Source organism: Novosphingobium chloroacetimidivorans (assembly GCF_014204535.1).
Classification (GTDB): domain Bacteria; phylum Pseudomonadota; class Alphaproteobacteria; order Sphingomonadales; family Sphingomonadaceae; genus Novosphingobium; species Novosphingobium chloroacetimidivorans.
Window position 1 is genome coordinate 1 of the sequence record NZ_JACHLR010000017.1, and the last position, 19,550, is coordinate 19,550.

General features: G+C 65.4%; 15 protein-coding genes. 7 read left to right on the forward strand and 8 right to left on the reverse strand.

Annotated features, from left to right (window positions below):
• Positions 1 to 290: 290 nt before the first annotated feature.
• Positions 291 to 1,079: a tyrosine-protein phosphatase gene (locus tag HNO88_RS16890; RefSeq protein WP_312857100.1), complete on the reverse strand. Its 789-nt coding sequence runs from the start codon at positions 1,077 to 1,079 to the stop codon at positions 291 to 293.
• Between the two features lie 249 nt (positions 1,080 to 1,328).
• Between HNO88_RS16890 and HNO88_RS16895 the strand changes: the two genes are divergently transcribed.
• Positions 1,329 to 2,030: a TolC family protein gene (locus HNO88_RS16895; protein ID WP_246381920.1), complete on the forward strand. Its 702-nt coding sequence runs from the start codon at positions 1,329 to 1,331 to the stop codon at positions 2,028 to 2,030.
• A gap of 28 nt (positions 2,031 to 2,058) precedes the next feature.
• On the opposite strand, the gene HNO88_RS16900 is transcribed toward HNO88_RS16895, so the two are convergent.
• Positions 2,059 to 2,250 (reverse strand): hypothetical protein, encoded by a 192-nt coding sequence (locus HNO88_RS16900; RefSeq protein WP_184248263.1) that lies wholly within the window; start codon positions 2,248 to 2,250, stop codon positions 2,059 to 2,061.
• Positions 2,251 to 2,499: 249 nt separating this feature from the next.
• On the opposite strand from HNO88_RS16900, the gene HNO88_RS16905 reads away from it, so the two are divergent.
• Positions 2,500 to 2,931 carry a winged helix-turn-helix domain-containing protein gene (locus HNO88_RS16905; protein ID WP_184248471.1) on the forward strand — a complete coding sequence of 144 codons (432 nt, stop codon included), beginning with the start codon at positions 2,500 to 2,502 and terminating at the stop codon, positions 2,929 to 2,931.
• A gap of 450 nt (positions 2,932 to 3,381) precedes the next feature.
• On the opposite strand, the gene HNO88_RS16910 is transcribed toward HNO88_RS16905, so the two are convergent.
• Entirely contained in the window at positions 3,382 to 4,155 is a 774-nt protein-coding gene (locus HNO88_RS16910) for an enoyl-CoA hydratase/isomerase family protein (protein WP_312857101.1), read from the reverse strand.
• Positions 4,156 to 4,387: 232 nt separating this feature from the next.
• On the opposite strand from HNO88_RS16910, the gene HNO88_RS16915 reads away from it, so the two are divergent.
• Positions 4,388 to 6,157 (forward strand): putative bifunctional diguanylate cyclase/phosphodiesterase, encoded by a 1,770-nt coding sequence (locus HNO88_RS16915; RefSeq protein ID WP_184248266.1) that lies wholly within the window; start codon positions 4,388 to 4,390, stop codon positions 6,155 to 6,157.
• Between the two features lie 131 nt (positions 6,158 to 6,288).
• On the opposite strand, the gene HNO88_RS16920 is transcribed toward HNO88_RS16915, so the two are convergent.
• The gene (locus HNO88_RS16920) at positions 6,289 to 6,564 is read right to left on the reverse strand and encodes a hypothetical protein (RefSeq protein WP_184248269.1); all 276 of its coding nucleotides are present in this window, start codon (positions 6,562 to 6,564) and stop codon (positions 6,289 to 6,291) included.
• A gap of 186 nt (positions 6,565 to 6,750) precedes the next feature.
• On the opposite strand from HNO88_RS16920, the gene HNO88_RS16925 reads away from it, so the two are divergent.
• The 3 genes from HNO88_RS16925 (at position 6,751) to HNO88_RS16935 (ending at position 8,417) form a co-directional block, all read left to right on the forward strand.
• Complete coding sequence (locus HNO88_RS16925) at positions 6,751 to 7,632, forward strand: hypothetical protein (protein ID WP_184248272.1); 882 nt, start codon at positions 6,751 to 6,753, stop codon at positions 7,630 to 7,632.
• Between the two features lie 105 nt (positions 7,633 to 7,737).
• Positions 7,738 to 8,076, forward strand: coding sequence for a type II toxin-antitoxin system RelE/ParE family toxin (locus HNO88_RS16930; RefSeq protein ID WP_184248275.1), 339 nt, complete (start codon positions 7,738 to 7,740; stop codon positions 8,074 to 8,076).
• Positions 8,077 to 8,123: 47 nt separating this feature from the next.
• A complete protein-coding gene (locus HNO88_RS16935) occupies positions 8,124 to 8,417 on the forward strand; it encodes a helix-turn-helix domain-containing protein (protein WP_184248279.1) in 294 nt (97 codons plus the stop codon).
• Between the two features lie 48 nt (positions 8,418 to 8,465).
• On the opposite strand, the gene HNO88_RS16940 is transcribed toward HNO88_RS16935, so the two are convergent.
• The 3 genes from HNO88_RS16940 to HNO88_RS16950 all read right to left on the reverse strand — a co-directional run bounded on the left by HNO88_RS16940 (position 8,466) and on the right by HNO88_RS16950 (position 15,228).
• A complete protein-coding gene (locus HNO88_RS16940) occupies positions 8,466 to 10,313 on the reverse strand; it encodes an NACHT domain-containing protein (protein WP_184248282.1) in 1,848 nt (615 codons plus the stop codon).
• 297 nt (positions 10,314 to 10,610) lie between these two features.
• Complete coding sequence (gene lepA / locus HNO88_RS16945) at positions 10,611 to 12,413, reverse strand: translation elongation factor 4 (RefSeq protein WP_184248287.1); 1,803 nt, start codon at positions 12,411 to 12,413, stop codon at positions 10,611 to 10,613.
• A gap of 31 nt (positions 12,414 to 12,444) precedes the next feature.
• Positions 12,445 to 15,228 (reverse strand): EAL domain-containing protein, encoded by a 2,784-nt coding sequence (locus tag HNO88_RS16950; protein ID WP_246381922.1) that lies wholly within the window; start codon positions 15,226 to 15,228, stop codon positions 12,445 to 12,447.
• A 190-nt stretch (positions 15,229 to 15,418) separates the two neighbouring features.
• Between HNO88_RS16950 and HNO88_RS16955 the strand changes: the two genes are divergently transcribed.
• Complete coding sequence (locus HNO88_RS16955) at positions 15,419 to 16,726, forward strand: FAD-dependent oxidoreductase (protein WP_184248290.1); 1,308 nt, start codon at positions 15,419 to 15,421, stop codon at positions 16,724 to 16,726.
• Positions 16,727 to 17,593: 867 nt separating this feature from the next.
• Here the strand turns inward: HNO88_RS16955 and uvrC are convergent.
• Positions 17,594 to 19,537 carry an excinuclease ABC subunit UvrC gene (gene uvrC / locus HNO88_RS16960; protein ID WP_184248293.1) on the reverse strand — a complete coding sequence of 648 codons (1,944 nt, stop codon included), beginning with the start codon at positions 19,535 to 19,537 and terminating at the stop codon, positions 17,594 to 17,596.
• Between the last annotated feature and the right edge of the window lie 13 nt (positions 19,538 to 19,550).

Genomic DNA, 19,550 nt, shown 5'->3' on the forward strand with positions numbered 1-19,550 from the left:
GCCATCCGGCCACGGCTCGCTCGGGTCCACATCCCGAGCTTGAATCACGCAACCCGCTGTCGCTCAACCTTTTAGCAAACGGGCTCTAAGGCCTTGAAGAGCGCACACTAACGGCGGCAAAGAAGCGCAGGGACTTCGTCAGTTCGGAGCCGCCAGAAGGGACAGGCGGCTCTGATCAAGTTCCCGGTCGCAGGCCTGCTTGAGCATCCGGAAATCGACAAGACGCCCATTAGCTGACGGCTCGATATCCCCCGCTTGGTGAAACCTGAACGCACGACCGGTGCTGGGTATCACTCCACCAGTGCGCCCCGCAGCCGCTCGCGCTTGGCTCCGTCCGCGCCGAGGGCTGCTTCCAGGTACGCGTCGATCGAGCCATGGTCCCGCTCGATCGCGGCGAAGGCGGTTTCCAGGTACTCCGCTTCCACGCCCATCAGCACGCGCAGGGAGGCTTCGTCGACCTGGCCGGTGACCGCGCGGATCGTCTCCATGCCGGACGCGATGCGGGCTTCGACATCGCCCGCGGTGTTGGTCATCAGGTAGTCCTCGACCACGTCGTCGCGGTGGACGCCCGCGGCGAGTTGCAGCATCGCCACGGCCACGCCGGTGCGGTCCTTGCCGGCCATGCAATTCACCAGCGTCGGCCCCTGCCCGGACGCGGCGGCATCGATCAGCCGCGCGGTCATGTCCTGCAGCTCGGGGCGAAAGGCAATCCGCTCGTAGTTGCGCCGCAGCCCCTCGCGCGTGCCTTCGGGCGTGCGCTGGCGGGCAGTCTGCGCAGCGGCGATGTGCGGCGCGCTGACCCTTGCGGCATCGGGCGAGGGGTCGGGCGCATGGTGGATCCGGGCGGCGAAACCGATCGGCCGGCGACACGGGTGGCTGCTGCGCTCCCGGCCGGAGCGCAAGTCAAACACGGCGGCGAGGCCCAGCGCGGCGATCGCCTCTAGGTCGGCGTCGGTGGCGCCATGATGCTGGCCAGAGCGCCACAGCGCGCCCCGCTTCAGGCGGCCACCGCCGACCACCGCATAGCCGCCGTAGTCGCGAAAATTGTGCACGCCCTGCAGGGCCAAAACCCGATCCACAGTCACTCTCCCCATGGCCTCTTGCCGATGCTAGCCTAGCTTAGTATCGCCCGTCGAACCGGGACAGGAAAAAATCGATGAACGCGAAAAGCGCCATGGCCTTGGAGAGGTCGCCGGAGGTGGAGCCTCCCAGCGACCAGGAACAAGCGCGCCGGCACTGTGGTGGAAGTGCTGGCCGCGCAAAGCTAGCTGGCCCTCGACCGCCCGGACCTGCCCTCGCTGGAACAGGACATCGCCGAGGGCCGCGCCATGCTTTCGGTGCTGCTCGGCGTGTCGCCGGCCGAGCTCGGACCCGCCGACTTCTCGCTCGCGCAGTTCGCGCTGCCGTCAACGATCCCGGTCGCGCTGCCTTCGCAGCTGGTGCACAAGCGGCCGGATATCCTTGAGGCCGAGGCGCGCCTCCATGCCGCTACCGCCGAGATCGGCGGCGCCACCGCCGCGCTCTATCCCGACGTGACGCTTGGCGCATCGCTGACCCAGTCCGCGGCCAAGCCGGGAAACCTGGTCGGCAGCAACTTCAACGCGTTCGACGTGTTCGCGGGACTGACAGCGCCGATCTTCCACGGCGGCACACTCAAAGCCGAAAAGCGCGGTGCCGAAGCGGGCGCACGTGCCGCGGTGGCAGACTATCGGCAAGTGGTGACGGAGGCGTTCGCACAGGTCGCCGGCTTGCTGTCTGCGCTAGGCACCGACGATCGCGAACTGGAGGAACGGCAAGCGGCCGCTGAGATCGCAGAGCGTTCGCTTTACCTTTCGCGGCGCAGTTTCCAGGTGGGCAACAGCGGGGTCTTGCAAGTGCTGGATGCGAGCCGGGCCTCGCAACGTCCACAGCGCTCGCTCGTGGATACGCGGGCGCGCCAGTACCAGAACGCGGCACGGCTGATGATTGCGACCGCCGGGGGCTGGGAAACTGCGCCGGTCGGCGAAACCGGCGCGCATCTTGGCAGCTAGATTGCGGAGCCTGGACCCCGGCGCCTGATCAGAGCAGAAACGCGAGCGCGACCCCGGCCCAGCATGCCGCGCTCATCGCGACGGCCAGCACGAAACCACGCGCATTGTGCATCTGCAGCTGCGGCTGAACATGAGCCCTGGAGAAGGGCGGGCGGCGGTCGTTTGCGGCAACGGTTTCGGCAGTGGCGGCGAAACCTCTGAAATCGTTGATGGCCTTCATCTCACATCCTCTAACGTCGGCGTCCTTTGTTTCTACATCCTGAACGCGGAGTCACTTGGCTTGTTCCGGACACTCTGATCGGAAGACGTCAAATAGCCGTTAAACGTCGCGGGCTTGGCGGCTCTTCGGCAGCATCGGTCATCGTGGATCGAGCGACCTGCTATTCGTCCGGTATATCCTACCGTCCGCGCGAACATGCCGTACGCTGCGGGCGTTGCCCTTTGCACCATGCAGGCCAATGCTGACGACATGGCCGAAGCGGACTCTCTCAAGCTCAAGATCCAGCTGCTGTGCGGCGAGGAGATCGCCATGGGGCCGGGCAAGGCCGACCTGCTCGACGCCATTGTCGCGCAAGGCTCGATCTCGGGCGCGGCCCGGGCCATGGACATGCGCTATCGCCGCGCCTGGCTCCTCGTCGACGCGATGAACCGCTGCTGGCGCGAGCCCCTGGTGGAAACCTCGCCCGGCCGCGCCAAGAGCGGCGACGCCCGGCTGTCCGATGCCGGCCGGCGCGTGCTCGACCGCTACCGCGCCTTGCAAGCCGCCCTCGACAACACCGCGCATGGCGACCTGCTGGCGGGCTTGAACGCGGAACTGCGCCGGGAACCGCAGACGCCCGCGATCAAAGCCCAAGCAAGATCCTCCCCTGCAAGGGGAGGGGGACCGTCAGCCGCAGGCTGATGGTGGAGGGGTGTCACTCTATCGTTCGCACACTCCGCAGGCGGTGACACCCCTCCGTCACGCGGCTGACGCCGCGCGCCACCTCCCCTTGCAGGGGAGGATCCGAGGGGGGTGCGTGGGGCTATGGTCGTGAGCTATCGCCGAGCGCTTACTCGTGTGGAGCAGGTTGGCGAGTACGGCCCGCAATGCGCTGCCAGTCGCCCTCGATTGCACCGTGCGCCGACCTCGTTGCCCTGATTGAACCCGGGACTGCGCCCAAACCGAAGATGCCCGCGATCAAAGCCCAAACCAGGATCCTCCCCCTGCAAGGGGAGGGGGACCGCTCGCGTAGCGAGTGGTGGAGGGGTGTCACTCTATCGTTCGCAAACCACTCTGGCGGTGCCCCCGTCACGCGGCTGACGCCGCGCGCCACCTCCCCTTGCAAGGGAGGATCTTGTCGGCGGCGCTTCCTCAACGCCCCAGCCAACGCGCCTCCCGCCGCTCGAAGACCGACGCCACGCCCTCGGCGTAATCCGCGGTCGGTCGCAGTGCGGTCTGTTCGGCATGCTCGTGTCGCATGGCCGCGGCGACAGCATCGGCAAGCCCGGCGTTGGCGGTCGCACGCACGGCCTTCAACGCCAGCGGCGCATTGGCGGCGATCTCCGCGGCCATGGCCAGCGCCACCGCGCGCTCGTCGCCAGCCTGCGCCAGCCGGTCGACCAGCCCCCAGGCCAGCGCGACGTCCGGCTTCACCCGCTCGGCCGAGAGCATCATCCACGCCGCGCGCTGCGGGCCCAGCAAGCGCGGCAGGGTGTGCGTGAGGCCGAAGCCGGGATGGAAGCCCAGCCGCACGAAGTTGCTCGAAAGCCGCGCCGCCGGACCTGCCACCCGAAAGTCCGCCGCCAGTGCCAGCCCCAGCCCGGCGCCGATCGCCGCGCCCTGCACTGCCGCCACCATCGGCTTGACCCGGCGGAACAGGCGCTCGGCCTGCACGTAGAGACCGCCGATCGCGTCCATGCCGGCCTCCCCGGCAATGGACTCGTCGCCCGCCAGATCGGCGCCCGCGCAGAACGCCTTGCCCTCGGCGACGAGCACCGTCGCGCGCACCGCATCTTCGCCATCGAAGCGGTCGAGCGCATCGGCGATCCGGCGCAGGAGCTCGGGGCAGGCATAGTTGAACGGCGGCTTGGCGAAGCGGACCTCGGCCACTGCGCCATGAACATGCGTGCTGACTTCGATCGCCACGACCACTCTCCTCGCTACCATCGCCGGTACGCCGCCCATGCCTGCGATCGGCGCGCGCCGCCACGAGAAAGATGGTTAACCACGCCCCAAGCATCTGCTTGCCAGTCTTGCAGGCTTTCTTCGGCTATACTGCCCAAGCATGGTTACCATGACGTGCGGTTTGCCCTTTCGGACCGGAGGTCACCCGCCGAAACTTGAGACCTTGTTAACTGGCGGCTCCTAAGTCATGCCGATGCCGCGTCGTATCCTTCCCAAGGTTTCTCCGCCTCCCGAGACGGGCAGTGCCGACGAGGACGGCCGCGTCAGCCGCGAGCGCTCGACGCTGCACTTCGGCAGCTTGCGCGCGCGGATCGCCGTCATCCTCGCGTCGCTGTTCGGCATGCTGGTCGGGACGCTGGTGGTGCTGTTTGCCGTCGGCATCATGCGCATCGACAGCGACGCCATCGGCGCCACCGTCAGCCAGTCCGGCCTGCTGCTGTTCGTGATCGGGGCCGCGGAGCTGATGGTCGTCCTCGCGCTCGGCATCGCGCTCGCGCGCACGATCACCGCGCCGCTGGCGGACCTGCTGCGCGCCACCCGCAGCGTCAGCCGCGGCCGCAAGGCGCACGTCCAGGTCGAGAGCGGCGACGAGATCGGCAAGCTGGCGGAAAGCTTCAACGCCATGGTCGATGCGATCGAGGCGCGCGAGCGGCGCATCACCCATGTGGCGCTGCACGATGCGCTGACCGGATTGCCGAACCGCAAGTACTTCGTCGAGCAGCTCGACCAGGCGCTCGCCCGCCGGCGCGACGGTGCGCGCGTGCTGGTGGCCTATATCGACCTCGACGACTTCAAGATGGTCAACGACACGCTCGGCCACGCGGCAGGCGACCGCCTGCTGTGCGATGTCGCCCGCCAGCTCCAGGCCGAGCTGCCCGAAGGAGTGATCGCGCGGCTGAGCGGGGACGAGTTCGCCGCGATGATCCCCGCGATCCCCGCCCGCGCCGACCTTGCCGCCTTCGGCATGCGGCTGCAGGGCTGCTTCGCGCGCGACATCGTGCTGGACGGACGCAAGGCCGAGACGTCCGCCAGCATCGGCATCGCCGTCGCGCCGGAGGACGGGGCGGAGGCCAGCGTGCTGCTGAAGAACGCCGACCTCGCGCTCTATCGCGCCAAGCAGCAAGGCAAGGCCGGCCACCACTTCTTCGAGACCGCGCTGGACGAGCGCGCGCGCATGCGCCGTCAGCTGGAGCTCGACTTGCGCGCCGCCATTCGCGACGGCGGGTTCGCGCTGCACTTCCAGCCGCTCTACAGCCTCTCCGAGGAGCGGCTGACCGCGTTCGAGGCGCTGGTGCGCTGGCCGCATCCGACGCTCGGGCTCGTGGCGCCGGGCGACTTCATCCCGCTCGCCGAGGAAACCGGCCTCATCATGCAGATCGGCGAGTGGGTGATGCGCGAGGCGTGCCGGCAGGCGATGGCCTGGCCCGAGCCACTGTCGGTAGCGGTCAATCTTTCGGCCAAGCAGTTCCTCAGCCCCGCCCTGCCCGCGATGGTCGTCCATGCGCTCGCCGCCTCGGGCCTGCCGCCGCAGCGCCTGGAGGTGGAGATCACCGAGAGCGCGTTCGCCGCCAATGTCGAGAAGACGCTGGAGACGCTGCACGCGCTGCAAGGCCTGGGCGTGCGGATCACCCTGGACGACTTCGGCACCGGCTACACCTCGCTCGGCCACCTGCGGCTGTTCCCGTTCAACAAGCTGAAGATCGACCAGAGCTTCGTCCAGGACATCGCCCCCACCGGCAACGCCCATGCCGTGATCCGCGCGATCACCACGCTGGCCGACGCGCTGGGGATCGAGACGCTGGCGGAAGGGGTCGAGGAACCCTCGCAGCTGGCCGTGCTACGGCGCGAGGGGTGCCAGCAGATCCAGGGCTACCTGCTCAGCCGGCCGATGGACGGCGCCGAGGTGCGCGCCTTCATCGACGACCAGCGCGCCCGGGCCAGCGTCATCCGCCTGCGCGCCTGAGGCGCCCTCCCCGGACGAACCGCGCCCCCGAACGAACCGCACCCACGCAAGAACGCGCGGCACTCCAGCGAGTACCGCGCGTTCGTGATTCGCTAGCGAGAGGGCCCGGCCGCAGCCGAGCCCCGTCTCGATCAGCCCGGGCTGCCGTTGTTGTCGCCGCCGCCGCTCACCGCGGCGATCCGGCCGACCACGGCGATCAGGCCGACGATCGGCACCCAGATCGGCAGCGTGCCGAAGCTCTTGTCGCGCTTGGCGACGGAGGGCGTCGCCACCGCAGCCTGGGCGCTCGCCACGTTGGCGGCCGCCGGAGCCGAGAACGCCATGTAGGTGGGGCGCTGCTCACCCGCCATGGCAGCGGACGACATCAGGGTCGTTCCCACGACCAAACCCAGCATCAACTTCTTCATGACGATTGCCCTCACATCACAGGAATTCTGAGCCTCTCCTATCTCAGTACTTTCCCTGATCGTCAACTCACAAGACTCACACGTGCGACATTTCGGCACCAAGCGCATGAACAAACAAAGAACTTTCCTACACACCATCGCCCGAGCCATGGTGCGCGCCCTCTGCCCGCAAGGAGCGCCGCCCCCATGATCGACAAGTCCCGTCCCCCTCTGGACCCGAAGCGCCGTCGCAAGCGCCAGACCCTGCCCGCCTTCACCCCCGTCCCGCGCCTCACCACCCGCCACGACGGCTGGACGCCCGAGCGCCAGCGCGGCTTCATCGAGGCGCTGGCCGACACCGGCAGCGTCAAGCACGCCGCGCACGCGGTGAACATGACGCCGGAGGGCGCCTACCTCCTGCGCCGCCACCCGGAGGCGACCAGCTTCCGCCGCGCCTGGGAGGCCGCGCTCAGCCTGGGCGTGCAGCGCCTGGAGGACGTGGCGATGGAGCGCGCCCTTCACGGCGTCGAGCAGCCGGTCTACTCCTACGGCAAGCTCATCGGCACCCGCCGCGTCGTCAACGATGCGCTGCTGATGTTCCTCCTGAGGAACCGCGCGCCCCACCGCTTCACCGCCGACAGCGTGCAGACGCTCGACGCCGCCAGCCAGTCGAGCCTCAAGCGCCTCAAGCGCGAGTGGCGCGCCGAATGGGAGAAGGAGCGCACCGAGCAGGCCGCCCGCGAGCAGGCCCCGGACGCGATCGCCGACCGGCTCGACCAGCGCATCGCCGGCCTGCACACCCAATGGGTGCAGGACATGAACCCGGAGACGCTGCGCTACTACCTGGCCTTCCGCCTCGCCCTGCGCGCGCAGCGCAACGAGCTGTCGCTGGCCGAACTGGAGGTCGACCCCCTCGCCCCCGACTTCGACGCCGGCGCCATCCTGATGGCCAACGAGGCCAACCTGCCGACCCACATCCGCGAGCGGACGCAAGAGCTGGGCGGGGACATGGACACGGCGCGCTCGTACTGCGCGCCGCGGTTGAGCTGGCGGGATGAGGAGGATGATGATGAGGAGGAGGAGGAGTGAGCGGCCTGCCGTCTCGAAAGCGCACAAGCTTAGAAGGCTCGCGCTCTGTGCACCACAATAGCGCCCCTTGAATATCGTACGGCAATGCCGTACATAGATGCGTAGATGCAGACCGTCATCGAAACCGAAAGCTACCTGCGCGCTGCGAAAGACGCGGGCATGGCCGAGGACGAGCGGGCCGCGGCCGTCGATCTGATCGCCACCGATCCCGAAGGTGGCGACGTGATGCAAGGCACCGGCGGCGTCCGCAAGGCGCGGCTCGCCGGTCGCGGCAAAGGCAAGTCCGGCGGCTACCGCGTCGTCTGGTACTTCGGTGGCGGCGACATACCGGTCTTCCTGCTGACCGTGTTCGGCAAGGGAGAGAAGGCGAACCTCACCCAAGGCGAGCGCAACGCGCTCCGCTCGCTGACGGCGACGCTGCGAAAAAGCTTGGGCGCGAAGTGAACGGCGCTGGCGATTGAGGCCGGCCCGATGGTCAAGGACCGACGAAGATGAGCACAGCATTCGACAAGATCGCGAGCGGCCTCGCCGACGCTATCGCCTATGCGGACGGGGACACAACCAAGGGCCGCGTGGCCGCCGGGCCGGACGTGAAGGCGATCCGCGCCAAGACGAAGCTGAGCCAGGCGAAGTTTGCCGAGAAGCTGCGCGTGCCGGTGGCGACGGTGCGCGATTGGGAGCAGCACCGGCGCTTGCCGGACGCGCCCGCGCGGACGTTGCTGGGGATGGTGGATGCTGACCCGGTGGTGGCGTTGGGGTTAATTGAGATGATGGTATCTTCGTAGACTACTGAAGTGTCTTACGATGTTTGCGGAACTTGTGAGTAGACTACCCTAAATCAAGTCTTCATCTGCAACTTCATAAGCCTTCAACTGTGCCTCCAGTTGTAACTTCGCGCTTTCCGCTGCTGAACAAAGCTCATCCATAACAGCGACAATGTTTGTGTGAACTAGCCAGTAGTTATCTTCTTGATCAAACCGACAATTTATGACACCTTCACGTGCATTCAATTGCCTAATCCTTTGCCGATAATGACTTAACTTCTCAGGGTCAATTTTCGACTCAATCGCTTTTTGATCATCTTTGGAGCCAAAAAGTAGGTTAGATTTGAGAAAAACCGTAAGCCCGAGCTCATAGAACCGATTGAGATTTAGTATGTCGCGGCCAAGTGATCCAATCCCATATCCTCGGACTTCCCACGCGGTTTCAAAAAATAAATCACCACAGACGTTTGTTATGAACAAAGCGGGATCTGAACTTCCATCGAATACCTTAGTCCCATCGACAAGTGATCGTACTTTGGGAAGAGCCCAGTGCTTGAGAACAGCTATAGGAGCCATATCCTTGAGTATACTACCAGCATTTTCAGTCACTTGAGAAGACATTATGCTTAATGTATACTCTTCTAATCTGTCCCCTCGATAATTGGATACAAATAGGGCAGCAATGTACTCCTGGAATGATCTATGCACAAATGTGAACAGAAGCCCTTCTTCTTGTATTATACATACACTCTCGCGCAAGTCTTTAAGAATCAACTGCGAACTCACCACGATGCCGCAGTATTTTGATGCCTTATCGATGTAGCTTATTATCTCTTGTCTAGAAAACGCGTACTTATTCTTAGCGTATGTTGAGAAACAGAAAACCGAAAACAACCGCTTGAATTCATCTACCGCAATATCAGTGTAGCGCTTTCGCTCGTAAACCCCTTTTGATATATCGTGCTTAAAAAAGAGAGCCTCAAAAGCTTGATCATAGAAAATATGAATTTTGTGGCTGGCGTTTCCGAATTGATCATAACGCAGCAGCATAATAGTAGCCAACAGTGGATTTGTTAGGAAGCTTTGATGCTTTTCATACAAGCCCGACCCAAGGTCCTTTAAGAACTTCTGCTTAATCGCTTTGTCAAACTCAATTTTTCGTATGACAGATGATACTTGACGCTTATCAAGCGGAAGAACGCTAAAGTTATAAAACTGTGTCCAACCATCGAGTGCTGGATCCTCGCGGGAAGACAAAATCAAGACGTTTTCAGGATAGCGCTCCGGCATTTTCATAATTTGCCGGTGCATCTTTTCTCTGTGCTGTGGATCAACCTCGTCAAGCCCGTCTAATACAATCAAAAATATGCCAGCAGAAAGAGCCTTTTCAAACTGCTCAAAAGACAGACGACTTTTTTTTGATGCAGAGTCTTCATAAACTAGTTGCTCAAGGCTTTTTCCACTTGCGTAATCGATCGTTCTAAGTTCCACAAAGATCGGAATTCTGCCTCGAGGATTCTCGAAGCGTGACAAAGCAAGATACTTCATGAACATCGTCTTGCCAGACCCACCGCTACCTTGAACGATGATGTTCTTGTACTCGTCGAGTTTCTCTATTAAATAGTTATCTGTAACTTTAGATCGGCCCTTTTGTAGCTTTATTGAAACATATTGCGACAAAAGTTCGACAGGCTCATCACGATAGATAAGCGTCTTTATCTTATAACACTTACTAAATGTCGTTTGTAGATGATCGGTATATGCTAGGCCGAGCGCTTGCGACAGTCGCTCTGGTGCCTTCTTAACTTCAGTCGCTACCGAATTCGCTATTTTAGGTGCGGCTCCAGCAAGTGCCTTGGTGATGACTGAGGCGGCGTCAAAATGCGCTAACGCGTCCGTGAGAGCCTTCGCCACCATCTTGCTTGTCCCGCCCTTAAATCGCTAACGCACGGTGCCTACTTGAACGAGCTAGTCTTGAACCGCAAACTGCCTTTCGAAAGCTACGCTCATCTAGATTTCCACAGGTCTGCAGCAAAATGAGCGCATCGAAGCTTCCGCTGGCGTCGCGTGCTGGCCTTCCGCCCTCATGGCTGGCGCCATGACGTCGAACCTCGCCGGAGGCGAGGCCGGCCGGGTCGACCGCTGCGCTATGCGCACCGGCTTCTAAGATTCCGTTTGCTCTCGCAAACGTCGCTTAGGCGCCTGCGGTCTCCTCTACTCTTCACCCATCCTAAGCGCTGCAATGAATGCTTCTTGGGGAATAGAGACGTTGCCATACTCCCGCATCCGCTTCTTGCCTTCCTTCTGCTTGTCGAGCAGCTTCTTCTTGCGGCTGATGTCGCCGCCGTAGCACTTGGCGGTCACGTCCTTGCGCATGGCGCTGATGGTCTCGCGGGCGATCACCTTGGCGCCGATCGCGGCCTGGATCGGCACCTTGAACATGTGCCGGGGGATCAGCTCCTTGAGCCGCTCGACGAGGCCGCGGCCGCGGGCTTCGGCCTGGCTGCGGTGGACGATCATGGAGAGCGCGTCGACCGGCTCGTTGTTGACCAGGATGTTCATCATCACCAGGTCGCCCTCGCGCAGGCCGATCTGCTCGTAGTCGAAGGAGGCATAGCCTCGCGAAATCGACTTCAACCGGTCGTAGAAATCGAAGACGACTTCGTTGAGTGGTAATTCATAGGTCACTTGCGCCCGGCCGCCGATGTAGGTGAGGTCCAGCTGGATGCCGCGGCGATCCTGGCACAGCTTGAGGATCGAGCCGAGGTATTCGTCGGGCGTGTAGATCGTCGCCTTGATCCAGGGCTCTTCCATCTCGGCGATCTTGACCGGGTCGGGCATGTCGGCCGGGTTGTGCAGTTCCTTGATCCCGCCGTCGGTCATGGTCAGGCGGTAGACCACGGATGGCGCGGTGGTAATGAGGTCGAGGTCGTACTCGCGGCTGAGGCGTTCCTGGATGATCTCCAGGTGGAGCAGGCCGAGGAACCCGCAGCGAAAGCCGAAGCCGAGCGCGGCGCTGCTCTCCATCTCGAAGCTGAAGCTGGCGTCGTTCAGGCGCAGGCGGCCGATGGATTCGCGCAGCTTCTCGAAGTCGGCGGCGTCGACCGGGAACAGGCCGCAGAACACCACCGGCTGCACTTCCTTGTAGCCGGGCAGCGCCTGCGTCGCGCCGCCCTTTACCGTGGTGACGGTGTCGCCGACCTTGGCCTGTTCGACTTCCTTGATCTGCGCCGTGATGAAGCCGATCTCGCCGGGGCCCAGTTCGGGCAAGTCGATGCGCTTGGGGGTGAAGGCGCCGACGCGGTCGATCAGGTGCTCGGTGCCGCCTTGCATGAACTTGACCTGCAGGCCCTTGCGGATGACGCCGTCGATCACGCGCACCAGGATGACGACGCCCAGGTACGGGTCGTACCAGCTGTCGACCAGCATGGCGGTGAGGGGTTTGTCGCGCATCCCCTTGGGGGGCGGGATCTTGGTGACGATGGCTTCGAGCACTTCGTCGATGCCGATGCCGGACTTGGCGCTGGCCATGACCGCCTCGGACGCGTCGATGCCGATGATGTCCTCGATCTCGGCGCGGACCTTCTCGGGCTCGGCGGCGGGAAGGTCGATCTTGTTGATGACGGGGACGATCTCGTGGTCGTGCTCGATCGACTGGTAGACGTTAGCGAGCGTCTGCGCCTCGACCCCTTGCGCGGCGTCGACTACCAGCAGCGCGCCCTCGCACGCGGCGAGGCTGCGGCTGACTTCGTAGGCGAAGTCGACGTGGCCGGGGGTGTCCATGAGGTTGAGGGCGTAGGTCTGCCCGTCCTTGGCGGTGTAGTTCAGGCGGACGGTCTGGGCCTTGATGGTGATCCCGCGCTCTTTCTCGATGTCCATGTTATCAAGGACTTGCGCGCTCATCTCGCGGTCGGAAAGGCCGCCGGTACGCTGGATCAGCCGGTCGGCCAGCGTGGACTTGCCATGGTCGATATGGGCTATAATGCTAAAATTGCGGATCAGCGAGAGTTCGGTCATTGCGCGCCGTTAGCAGGCACTCGCCAAGCTGTCAGCCTGCCTTGCGCAAGCCCGCCGCTTCGGCCTTCTCGCGCACCGGTCGCGGCGGGGTGAACGAGACGGCACCGCTGGCATCGACCGGCAAGGGCTCGTCGAACCCCACGCCCATGCGGTCCTCGCTGCACCAGCGGCACGTCGCCCGGCGCCTGAGGCTGTCGGAAAGCTGGACCTCGAAGGTGGTGCCGGTCGGCACGTTCCACAAGCCCTCGACGAGCGCCCCGGAGCGCGAGATATTGCGGATGGTGCCGGCATACTCCTGCCCGCCATGCTCCAGCGTGACCTTGCGCAGCATCGTCTGGCGCGGCGCGCGGGCCGAGCGCGGGCCTTGCGCGATCGCGGTCAGGCCCCTGGCGAGGCGTTCCGTCGCGGCGGCTGGCGGCAGCGGCTTCTCGTAGATGTAGCCCTGTACGTGGCTGCAGCCGAGCATGCGGATGAGGTCCAGCTCGTCCAGCGTCTCCACCCCTTCCGCGGTGGTTTCCATCCCCAGCGCTTCGGCGAGGCTGACGATCGCGGCGATGATCGCGCCGTTGCGGCTGCCTTCCATGGTGGCGCCGCGCACGAAGCTCTGGTCGATCTTGATCTTGTCGAACGGCGCGCTCTGCAGGTAGCCGAGCGAGGAATAGCCGGTGCCGAAGTCGTCGAGCGCCAGGCGCACGCCAACGCCTTTCAGCGCCGCGAACATCGCCTCGGTCGACGCATCGTCGCCCATGAACACGCTCTCGGTGATCTCCAGCTCAAGCCGACCGGGCGCGATGCCGGCGGCGGCGATGGCGCTGGTGACGATCGCGGGCAGCGCCGGATTGGCGAACTGCAACGGCGAGACGTTGACGGCGACGCGCACCTCTTCCGGCCATTTCGACAAGTCGTGGCAGGCGGTGCGCAGCGCCCATTCGCCGATCTGCGGGATGAGACCTGCCTCCTCGGCCACGGGCACGAACTTGGCCGGCGAGAGATAGCCTTGGCGCGGATGCTTCCAGCGCAGCAGCGCCTCGAACCCGGTGATCTTCTCGGTCGTGACGCGGACCTGCGGCTGGTAATAGAGCTCCAGGCCTCCGTGCGCGATCGCGTCGCGCAAGTCCTGCTCCAGCTGCTGGCGCTCTTGCGCGTCGCTGTGCAGGTCCTGCGCGTAGAAGTGGTGGCGGCCGCGCCCCCCGTCCTTGGCGGCATAGAGCGCCAGGTCGGCGTTGCGGATCAGCGCCTCGGAGCTCGTGCCGTCATCGGGCGAGAGCGCGATCCCGACCGACGCGCCGATGGTCACCCGGCTGCCCTCGATCGAGTAAGGCTGCGACAGGTTCTCGATGATGCGATGCGCCAGGTACGCCAGTTCCTCGCGGGCAATGCGCCCGGGAAGCACGACCTGGAACTCGTCGCCACCGAGCCGGCCAACCTGTCCGCCCTCGCCCACCGTGCTGCGCAGGCGATCGGCGACTTGCTTCAGCAGCGCGTCGCCCGCGGGGTGGCCCATGGTGTCGTTGACCTGCTTGAAGCGGTCGAGGTCCAGCAGGAACACCGCACAGGCCTTGTTCTCGACGCGCGGCGCGCTCAGGATCTTTTCCAGCCACTCGGCCATCTGGAAGCGGTTGGCCAGCTTGGTGAGCGAATCGAAGCGCGCCAGCTGCACCACATGGCGCTGCGACTTGCGCGTCTCGGTCAGGTCCGAGCCCGAGCCGCGAAAGCCCAGGAAATTGTCGAACTGGTCGAGCACCGGGCGGCCGCTGATCGACCACCAGCGCTCCTCTTCCTCGCGGGTCGCGGCGCGGACCTGCAGCTCGTGGAAGGACGAGCGGGTCGAGAGGTGGAACACCAGCGTGCGCTCGCTCTCCTGCTCATGCCCGGGCTCCTGGCGGTCGAGCACGAAGAGGTCGGTAAAGGGACGTCCTTCGAGCTCGGCCTGGTCCTTGCCCAGAAGCTTGGCGATGCGACGCGAGACATAGGTCAGCTGGCCGCGGCGGTCGGTTTCCCAGAACCAGCCCTGCCCGGTCTCCTCGTACTCTGCGAGCAGTTCCTCGGCCCGGCGCTGTTCGTGCTCGCGCGCGGTGCGGGCCTCGGCCCTGCGGCCAAGCCGGCGAGCCTCTTGATAGGCGATGACGACAGCGATCGCAGTCCACAGCGCCATCATCGACTGGGCTCCCGGGTTGCCGCCGTAGAGGCATGGGCCCAGCCAGAGCCCGCCGGTCGCGGCGATCTTCGGGATGATGCGCCCGTCGAGAATGCAAGCGGCGTAGAACGTCATCATCACCAGGGCGGCGATACTGCTTGCCCAGGCCGAAGCAGGACCATGCGCCGCCCAACGCGCCAGCGCCAGGCCGAACAGGATCAACGGCAGGGTGATCGCCGCCGACATGATCACGTAGCGCGTCCAGATCGGTCCGAACGTGTCCTGGTAGCGCACGATGAACGGAGCGGCGGCACAGATCGCGATGGCCGCAGTCGCCAGCACGAAGCCGATCAGATCCGGAAGCGAGAGGGTGTTGAACGCGACAAGCCCGAACGCCAGCGTCAGAAAAGCCGCCATGAGGCGCCAGCGCGCGGGCACCAGGTGGCGCAAGGGATCCTCCACCTGGCTGCGTGCCGCGGCCGCGGCGCGCATGCGGGTGGAACGGCGGCGATCCTGCGCGGCGCGCTCTACCGTGGGGCGATCCGCGTCCTCGCCGCTGTCCGCCTCGGGACGCGGGCGAAATACCCCTGGCGCGCGCCGGGGCGCGCGTTGCGCCACGTCGTCCGGCACGTCCGCGTGTCCACGCCTGGAGATCGAAGCTGCCCGCCTGCTCTTCATGCCGGCTACATGCGCTGCGGGCCATTGCCAATCTGTTAAGCCGCGCGCCTAGTCACGAGGATTGTTGCACAATTCGCCGTGTCGCGCGTCGCGACTTCGTTTCTCCACGGCGATTTGACCTTGCTATGCCTGGCGGCCCTATGCTTGCTTGCGGACGAGAGCCGCAGCGCCCTCACGGGAGACAGGACAGATGAGGCACATCGCGATCGTGGGGTCGGGCCCGGCGGGCTATTACACCGCCGAGGCAGCGCTCAAGCAGTGGGGCGACGACGTGCGGGTCGACGTCTACGACAGCCTGCCGGTGCCCTTCGGCCTGATCCGCAGCGGCGTCGCGCCCGATCACCAGTCGATCAAGGCCGTGTCGCGCCGCTACGAGGCGACCGCGCTGACCGGCAACGTGCGGTTCCTTGGCAACGTGACGATCGGCCGCGACGTGACCATTCCCGAGCTGGAGGCGCTCTACGACGCGGTCGTGCTGGCCACCGGCGCGCCGCATGATCGCAAGCTGGGCTTGCCGGGCGAGGAGCTGCGCAACGTCTTCGGCAGCGCCGCCTTCGTCGGCTGGTACAACGGACATCCCGGGTTCGCCAGGCTCGACCCGCATCTGGCGCACCACACCGCGGTGGTGATCGGCAATGGCAACGTCGCCCTGGACGTGGCGCGCATCCTCGCCAAGTCGCAGGACGAATTCGCCGGCAGCGACATCGTCGCGCATGCGCTGGACGCGCTGCAGGAGGCGCGGATCGAGCGCATCGTCATCCTCGGGCGGCGTGGTCCGCACCAGATCGCGATGACGCCCAAGGAACTGGGCGAGCTCGGCCACTTGTCCCGCGCCTGCCCGATCGTCGAGGCGGCCGACCTGCCCGACGAGAGCGAGGACGCCGCGCTCGATCCCGGCCAGCGCAAGTCCGTCGCCCACTTGCGCGCCTTTGCCGCCAGGCCACCGGAGGACTGTGCGGCAAAGGCGATCCGGGTGGAGTTCGACTTCTTCGCCTCGCCGGTGGCGATCACCGGCGCCGAGCGCGTGGACGCGGTGCAGGTGGAGCGCACGAAGCTGGTGGATGGACGCGCGGTCGGCACCGGCGAGACGTACGAGATCCCCGCCGGTCTGGTAATCGCCTGCATCGGCTACCAGACCTCGCCGATTCCGGATGTGCCGTTCGACGAAAAGGCCGGCCGCTTCGCCAACGCCGAGGGCCGTATCAGGCCGGGTCTCTATTGCGTCGGCTGGTCGCGCCGGGGGCCGACCGGGACGATCGGCACCAATCGGCCCGACGGGTTCTCGATCATCGAGAAAGTGGCGGAGGACATCGGTGCCGGCACAGGCAAGCGTGGGGGCGAAGGCTTCGACGAAATCGCCCAGGCACGCGATCTCAAGGTGGTGCGCTATCGCGACTGGAAGAGGATCGAGGAAGCCGAGATCGCCAATGCCCGCGCAGGCTCCCCGCGCGAGAAGTTCGTGCTGGTGCAGGAGATGATCGCCGCCGCGCAGGGGTGAAGCCAATCAGATCCTCCCCTGCAAGGGGAGGGGGCCGCTCACGCAGTGAGTGATGGAGGGGTGTAACCCTCTCGGTCGAGCACTCCGGCAGCGGTGACACCCCTCCGCCAGCCGCTTCGCGTCTGCCACCTCCCCTTGCAGGGGAGGATCTGCGAGCTTGACATTTAGAACCACATCGGTTACTTGGCCTCGCAGGTCGGATGCAGACGAGCGGCTTTCAGGCCTGTCGCTCTTGCCCGCACCACCTGCGGCCGGCGCTCCAGACGGGCGTCTGCAACCATGCGAAGCCTTGCTCTCGTTCACCCGAGAGGCCGGCGGCAAGCTGCGAGCCCGTCTCGCCGGCGCTTCGCGTATCAGGGCCGAGCCGGTGGCGCTTACGCCTTCCCACGCCGGACGTTCGCAATACTGGAAGCTGCGAGCCAACCCTGTCGCGCCAGGGCTGCGCCGGCCGCTTACGTCCGACGTCGCGATCTCACCCGGCGTTATCCCGCACTCGCCAGCGGGGGATCAGCCGTGCCTTCCAGATCCTCCCCTGCAAGGGGAGGGGGACCGCCGCCGCAGGCGGTGGTGGAGGGGTGTAACCCTCTCGGTCGCGCACTCCACCAGCGGGGACGCCCCTCCGTCACGCCTTGCAGGCGCGCCACCTCCCCTTGCAGGGGAGGATCTGAGCGCACCTTGTCCTCCCCGGACCGGGGAGGGGGACCGCTCGCGCAGCGAGGGGTGGTGGGGACTCGGGTCCTTACCCGCGCTTGCCGGCAAGGTCAGGAGATGCCGAGATTCCCCTCCACCACGCTGCGCGCGGTCCCCCTCCCCGTGCCGGGGAGGACAGCCCGGATCCTCCCCATGTTGGGCAGGGGCAAAAACCCCTTACCCGCTTGGATGGTAGAAATCGTAGATCGCCTGCGCCACCGTGACGCTCACGCCCGGGGCGCGCTTCAGGTCGTCGAGGCTGGCCGCCCTGACCTTCCCCGCGGTGCCGAAGTGCAGCAGCAGCGCGCGCTTCCTTGCCGGGCCGATGCCTGGGATCTCGTCCAGCGGCGAGGCGCTGATCGCGCGGCTGCGCTTGGCGCGGTGGGCGCCGATGGCGAAGCGGTGCACCTCGTCGCGCAGGCGCTGGAGGTAGAACAGCAGCGGCGAGTTCACCGGCAGCATCTTCTCGCGCCCGTCGGGGAAGTGGAACACCTCGCGACCCTCACGCCCGTGGTGCGGGCCCTTGGCGATGGCGATCAGCGCGATGTCCTCGACGCCGAGTTCATCGATCACGCCCTTGACCGCGCTCATCTGGCCCTTGCCGCCGTCGATCAGCACCAGGTCGGGCCAGGTCCCGCCTTCGCGGTCTGGGTCCTCCTCCAGCACCCGGCCGAAGCGTCGCGCCATGACCTCGCGCATCATCGCGTAGTCGTCGTCGGTCTGGGCGGACTTGATGTTGAACTTGCGATACTGGCCCTTGATGAAGCCCTCCGGCCCGGCGACCACCATAGCTCCGAGCGCCTTGCTGCCCGAGATGTGGCTGTTGTCGTAGACCTCGATCCGCTGCGGGATTTCCGGCAATTCGAGGAACTCGGTCAGCTCAGCCATGACCTTGGCCTGGGTGCCGCGCTCGGCAAGCCGGCGATCCAGAGCCTCCACCGCATTGCGCGTCGCCTGCGCCAGCAGGTTGCGCCGGTTGCCGCGCTGGGGGACCGAGATCTCGACCTTGCCGCCCGCCGCCTCGCGGAACGCCTCGGCCAGCAGGTCCGCCTCGGGCAGCTCGCGATCGACCAGGATCGTGCGCGCCGGCGGCACCTCCTCGTAGAATTGCGCCAGGAAAGCGGTCATGATCTCCGCCTCGGACAGCCCCTCGGTGTGCGTGGGGAAGAACGCCCGGTGGCCCCAGTTCTGGCCGCCGCGAATGAAGAACGCCTGCACGCCGACATGCCCGCCCTTGCAGGCCATCGCGAAGATGTCGGCATTGTCCATGCCCTCGGCGTTGATCGCCTGGCTGCCCTGGATGAACGTCGCCGCGCGCAAGCGATCGCGCAGCATGGCCGCGCGCTCGAAGTCCAGGTTCTGCGCGGCCTCTGCCATCTGGCTCTCGATCTTCTTCTGCACGGCGTTGGACTTGCCGCCCAGGAAGTCCTTCGCCTCGCGCACCAGTTCGGCATAGCCCTCCTGGTCGATGCGGCCCACGCAGGGCGCCGAGCAGCGCTTGATCTGATAGAGCAGGCATGGCCGATCCCTCCGCGAAAAGAAGCTGTCGGTGCAGCTCCTCAGCAGGAACAGCTTCTGCAGCGCGTTGATCGTCACGTTCACCGAACCGGCGCTGGCGAACGGGCCGTAGTAATTGCCCACCGCCTTGCGTGCCCCCCGATGCTTGGTGATGCGCGGGAACTCGTGCTCCGAGCGCAGGAGGATGAACGGGAACGACTTATCGTCGCGCAGCAGCACGTTGTAGGGCGGGCGGAAGCGCTTGATCAGCTGCGCTTCCAGCAGCAGCGCCTCCGCTTCCGAGTTGGTGGTGACGATGGTCATCGACCGCGTCTGGCTGACCATGCGCTGCAGGCGGCCGGACAGGCGCTCCCACTGGGTGTAATTGGCCACCCGGTTCTTCAGCGCCCGTGCCTTGCCGACGTAGAGCACCTCGCCCTTGGCATCCTGCATGCGGTAGACGCCGGGGCGTGGCTTGAGCGTGCGCACGGTGTCGCGGATCACCTCGACGCCGGCCTTCAGGTCGGGCTGGTCGGAGCCGCGCACGGTGTAAGTGGCGCGCTCCTCGTGGAAGCGCTCGGTGCCTTTGGGAAGATCGGGACGGCCGGCAGGGGTACGGGGCATGCGCGCGATTTAG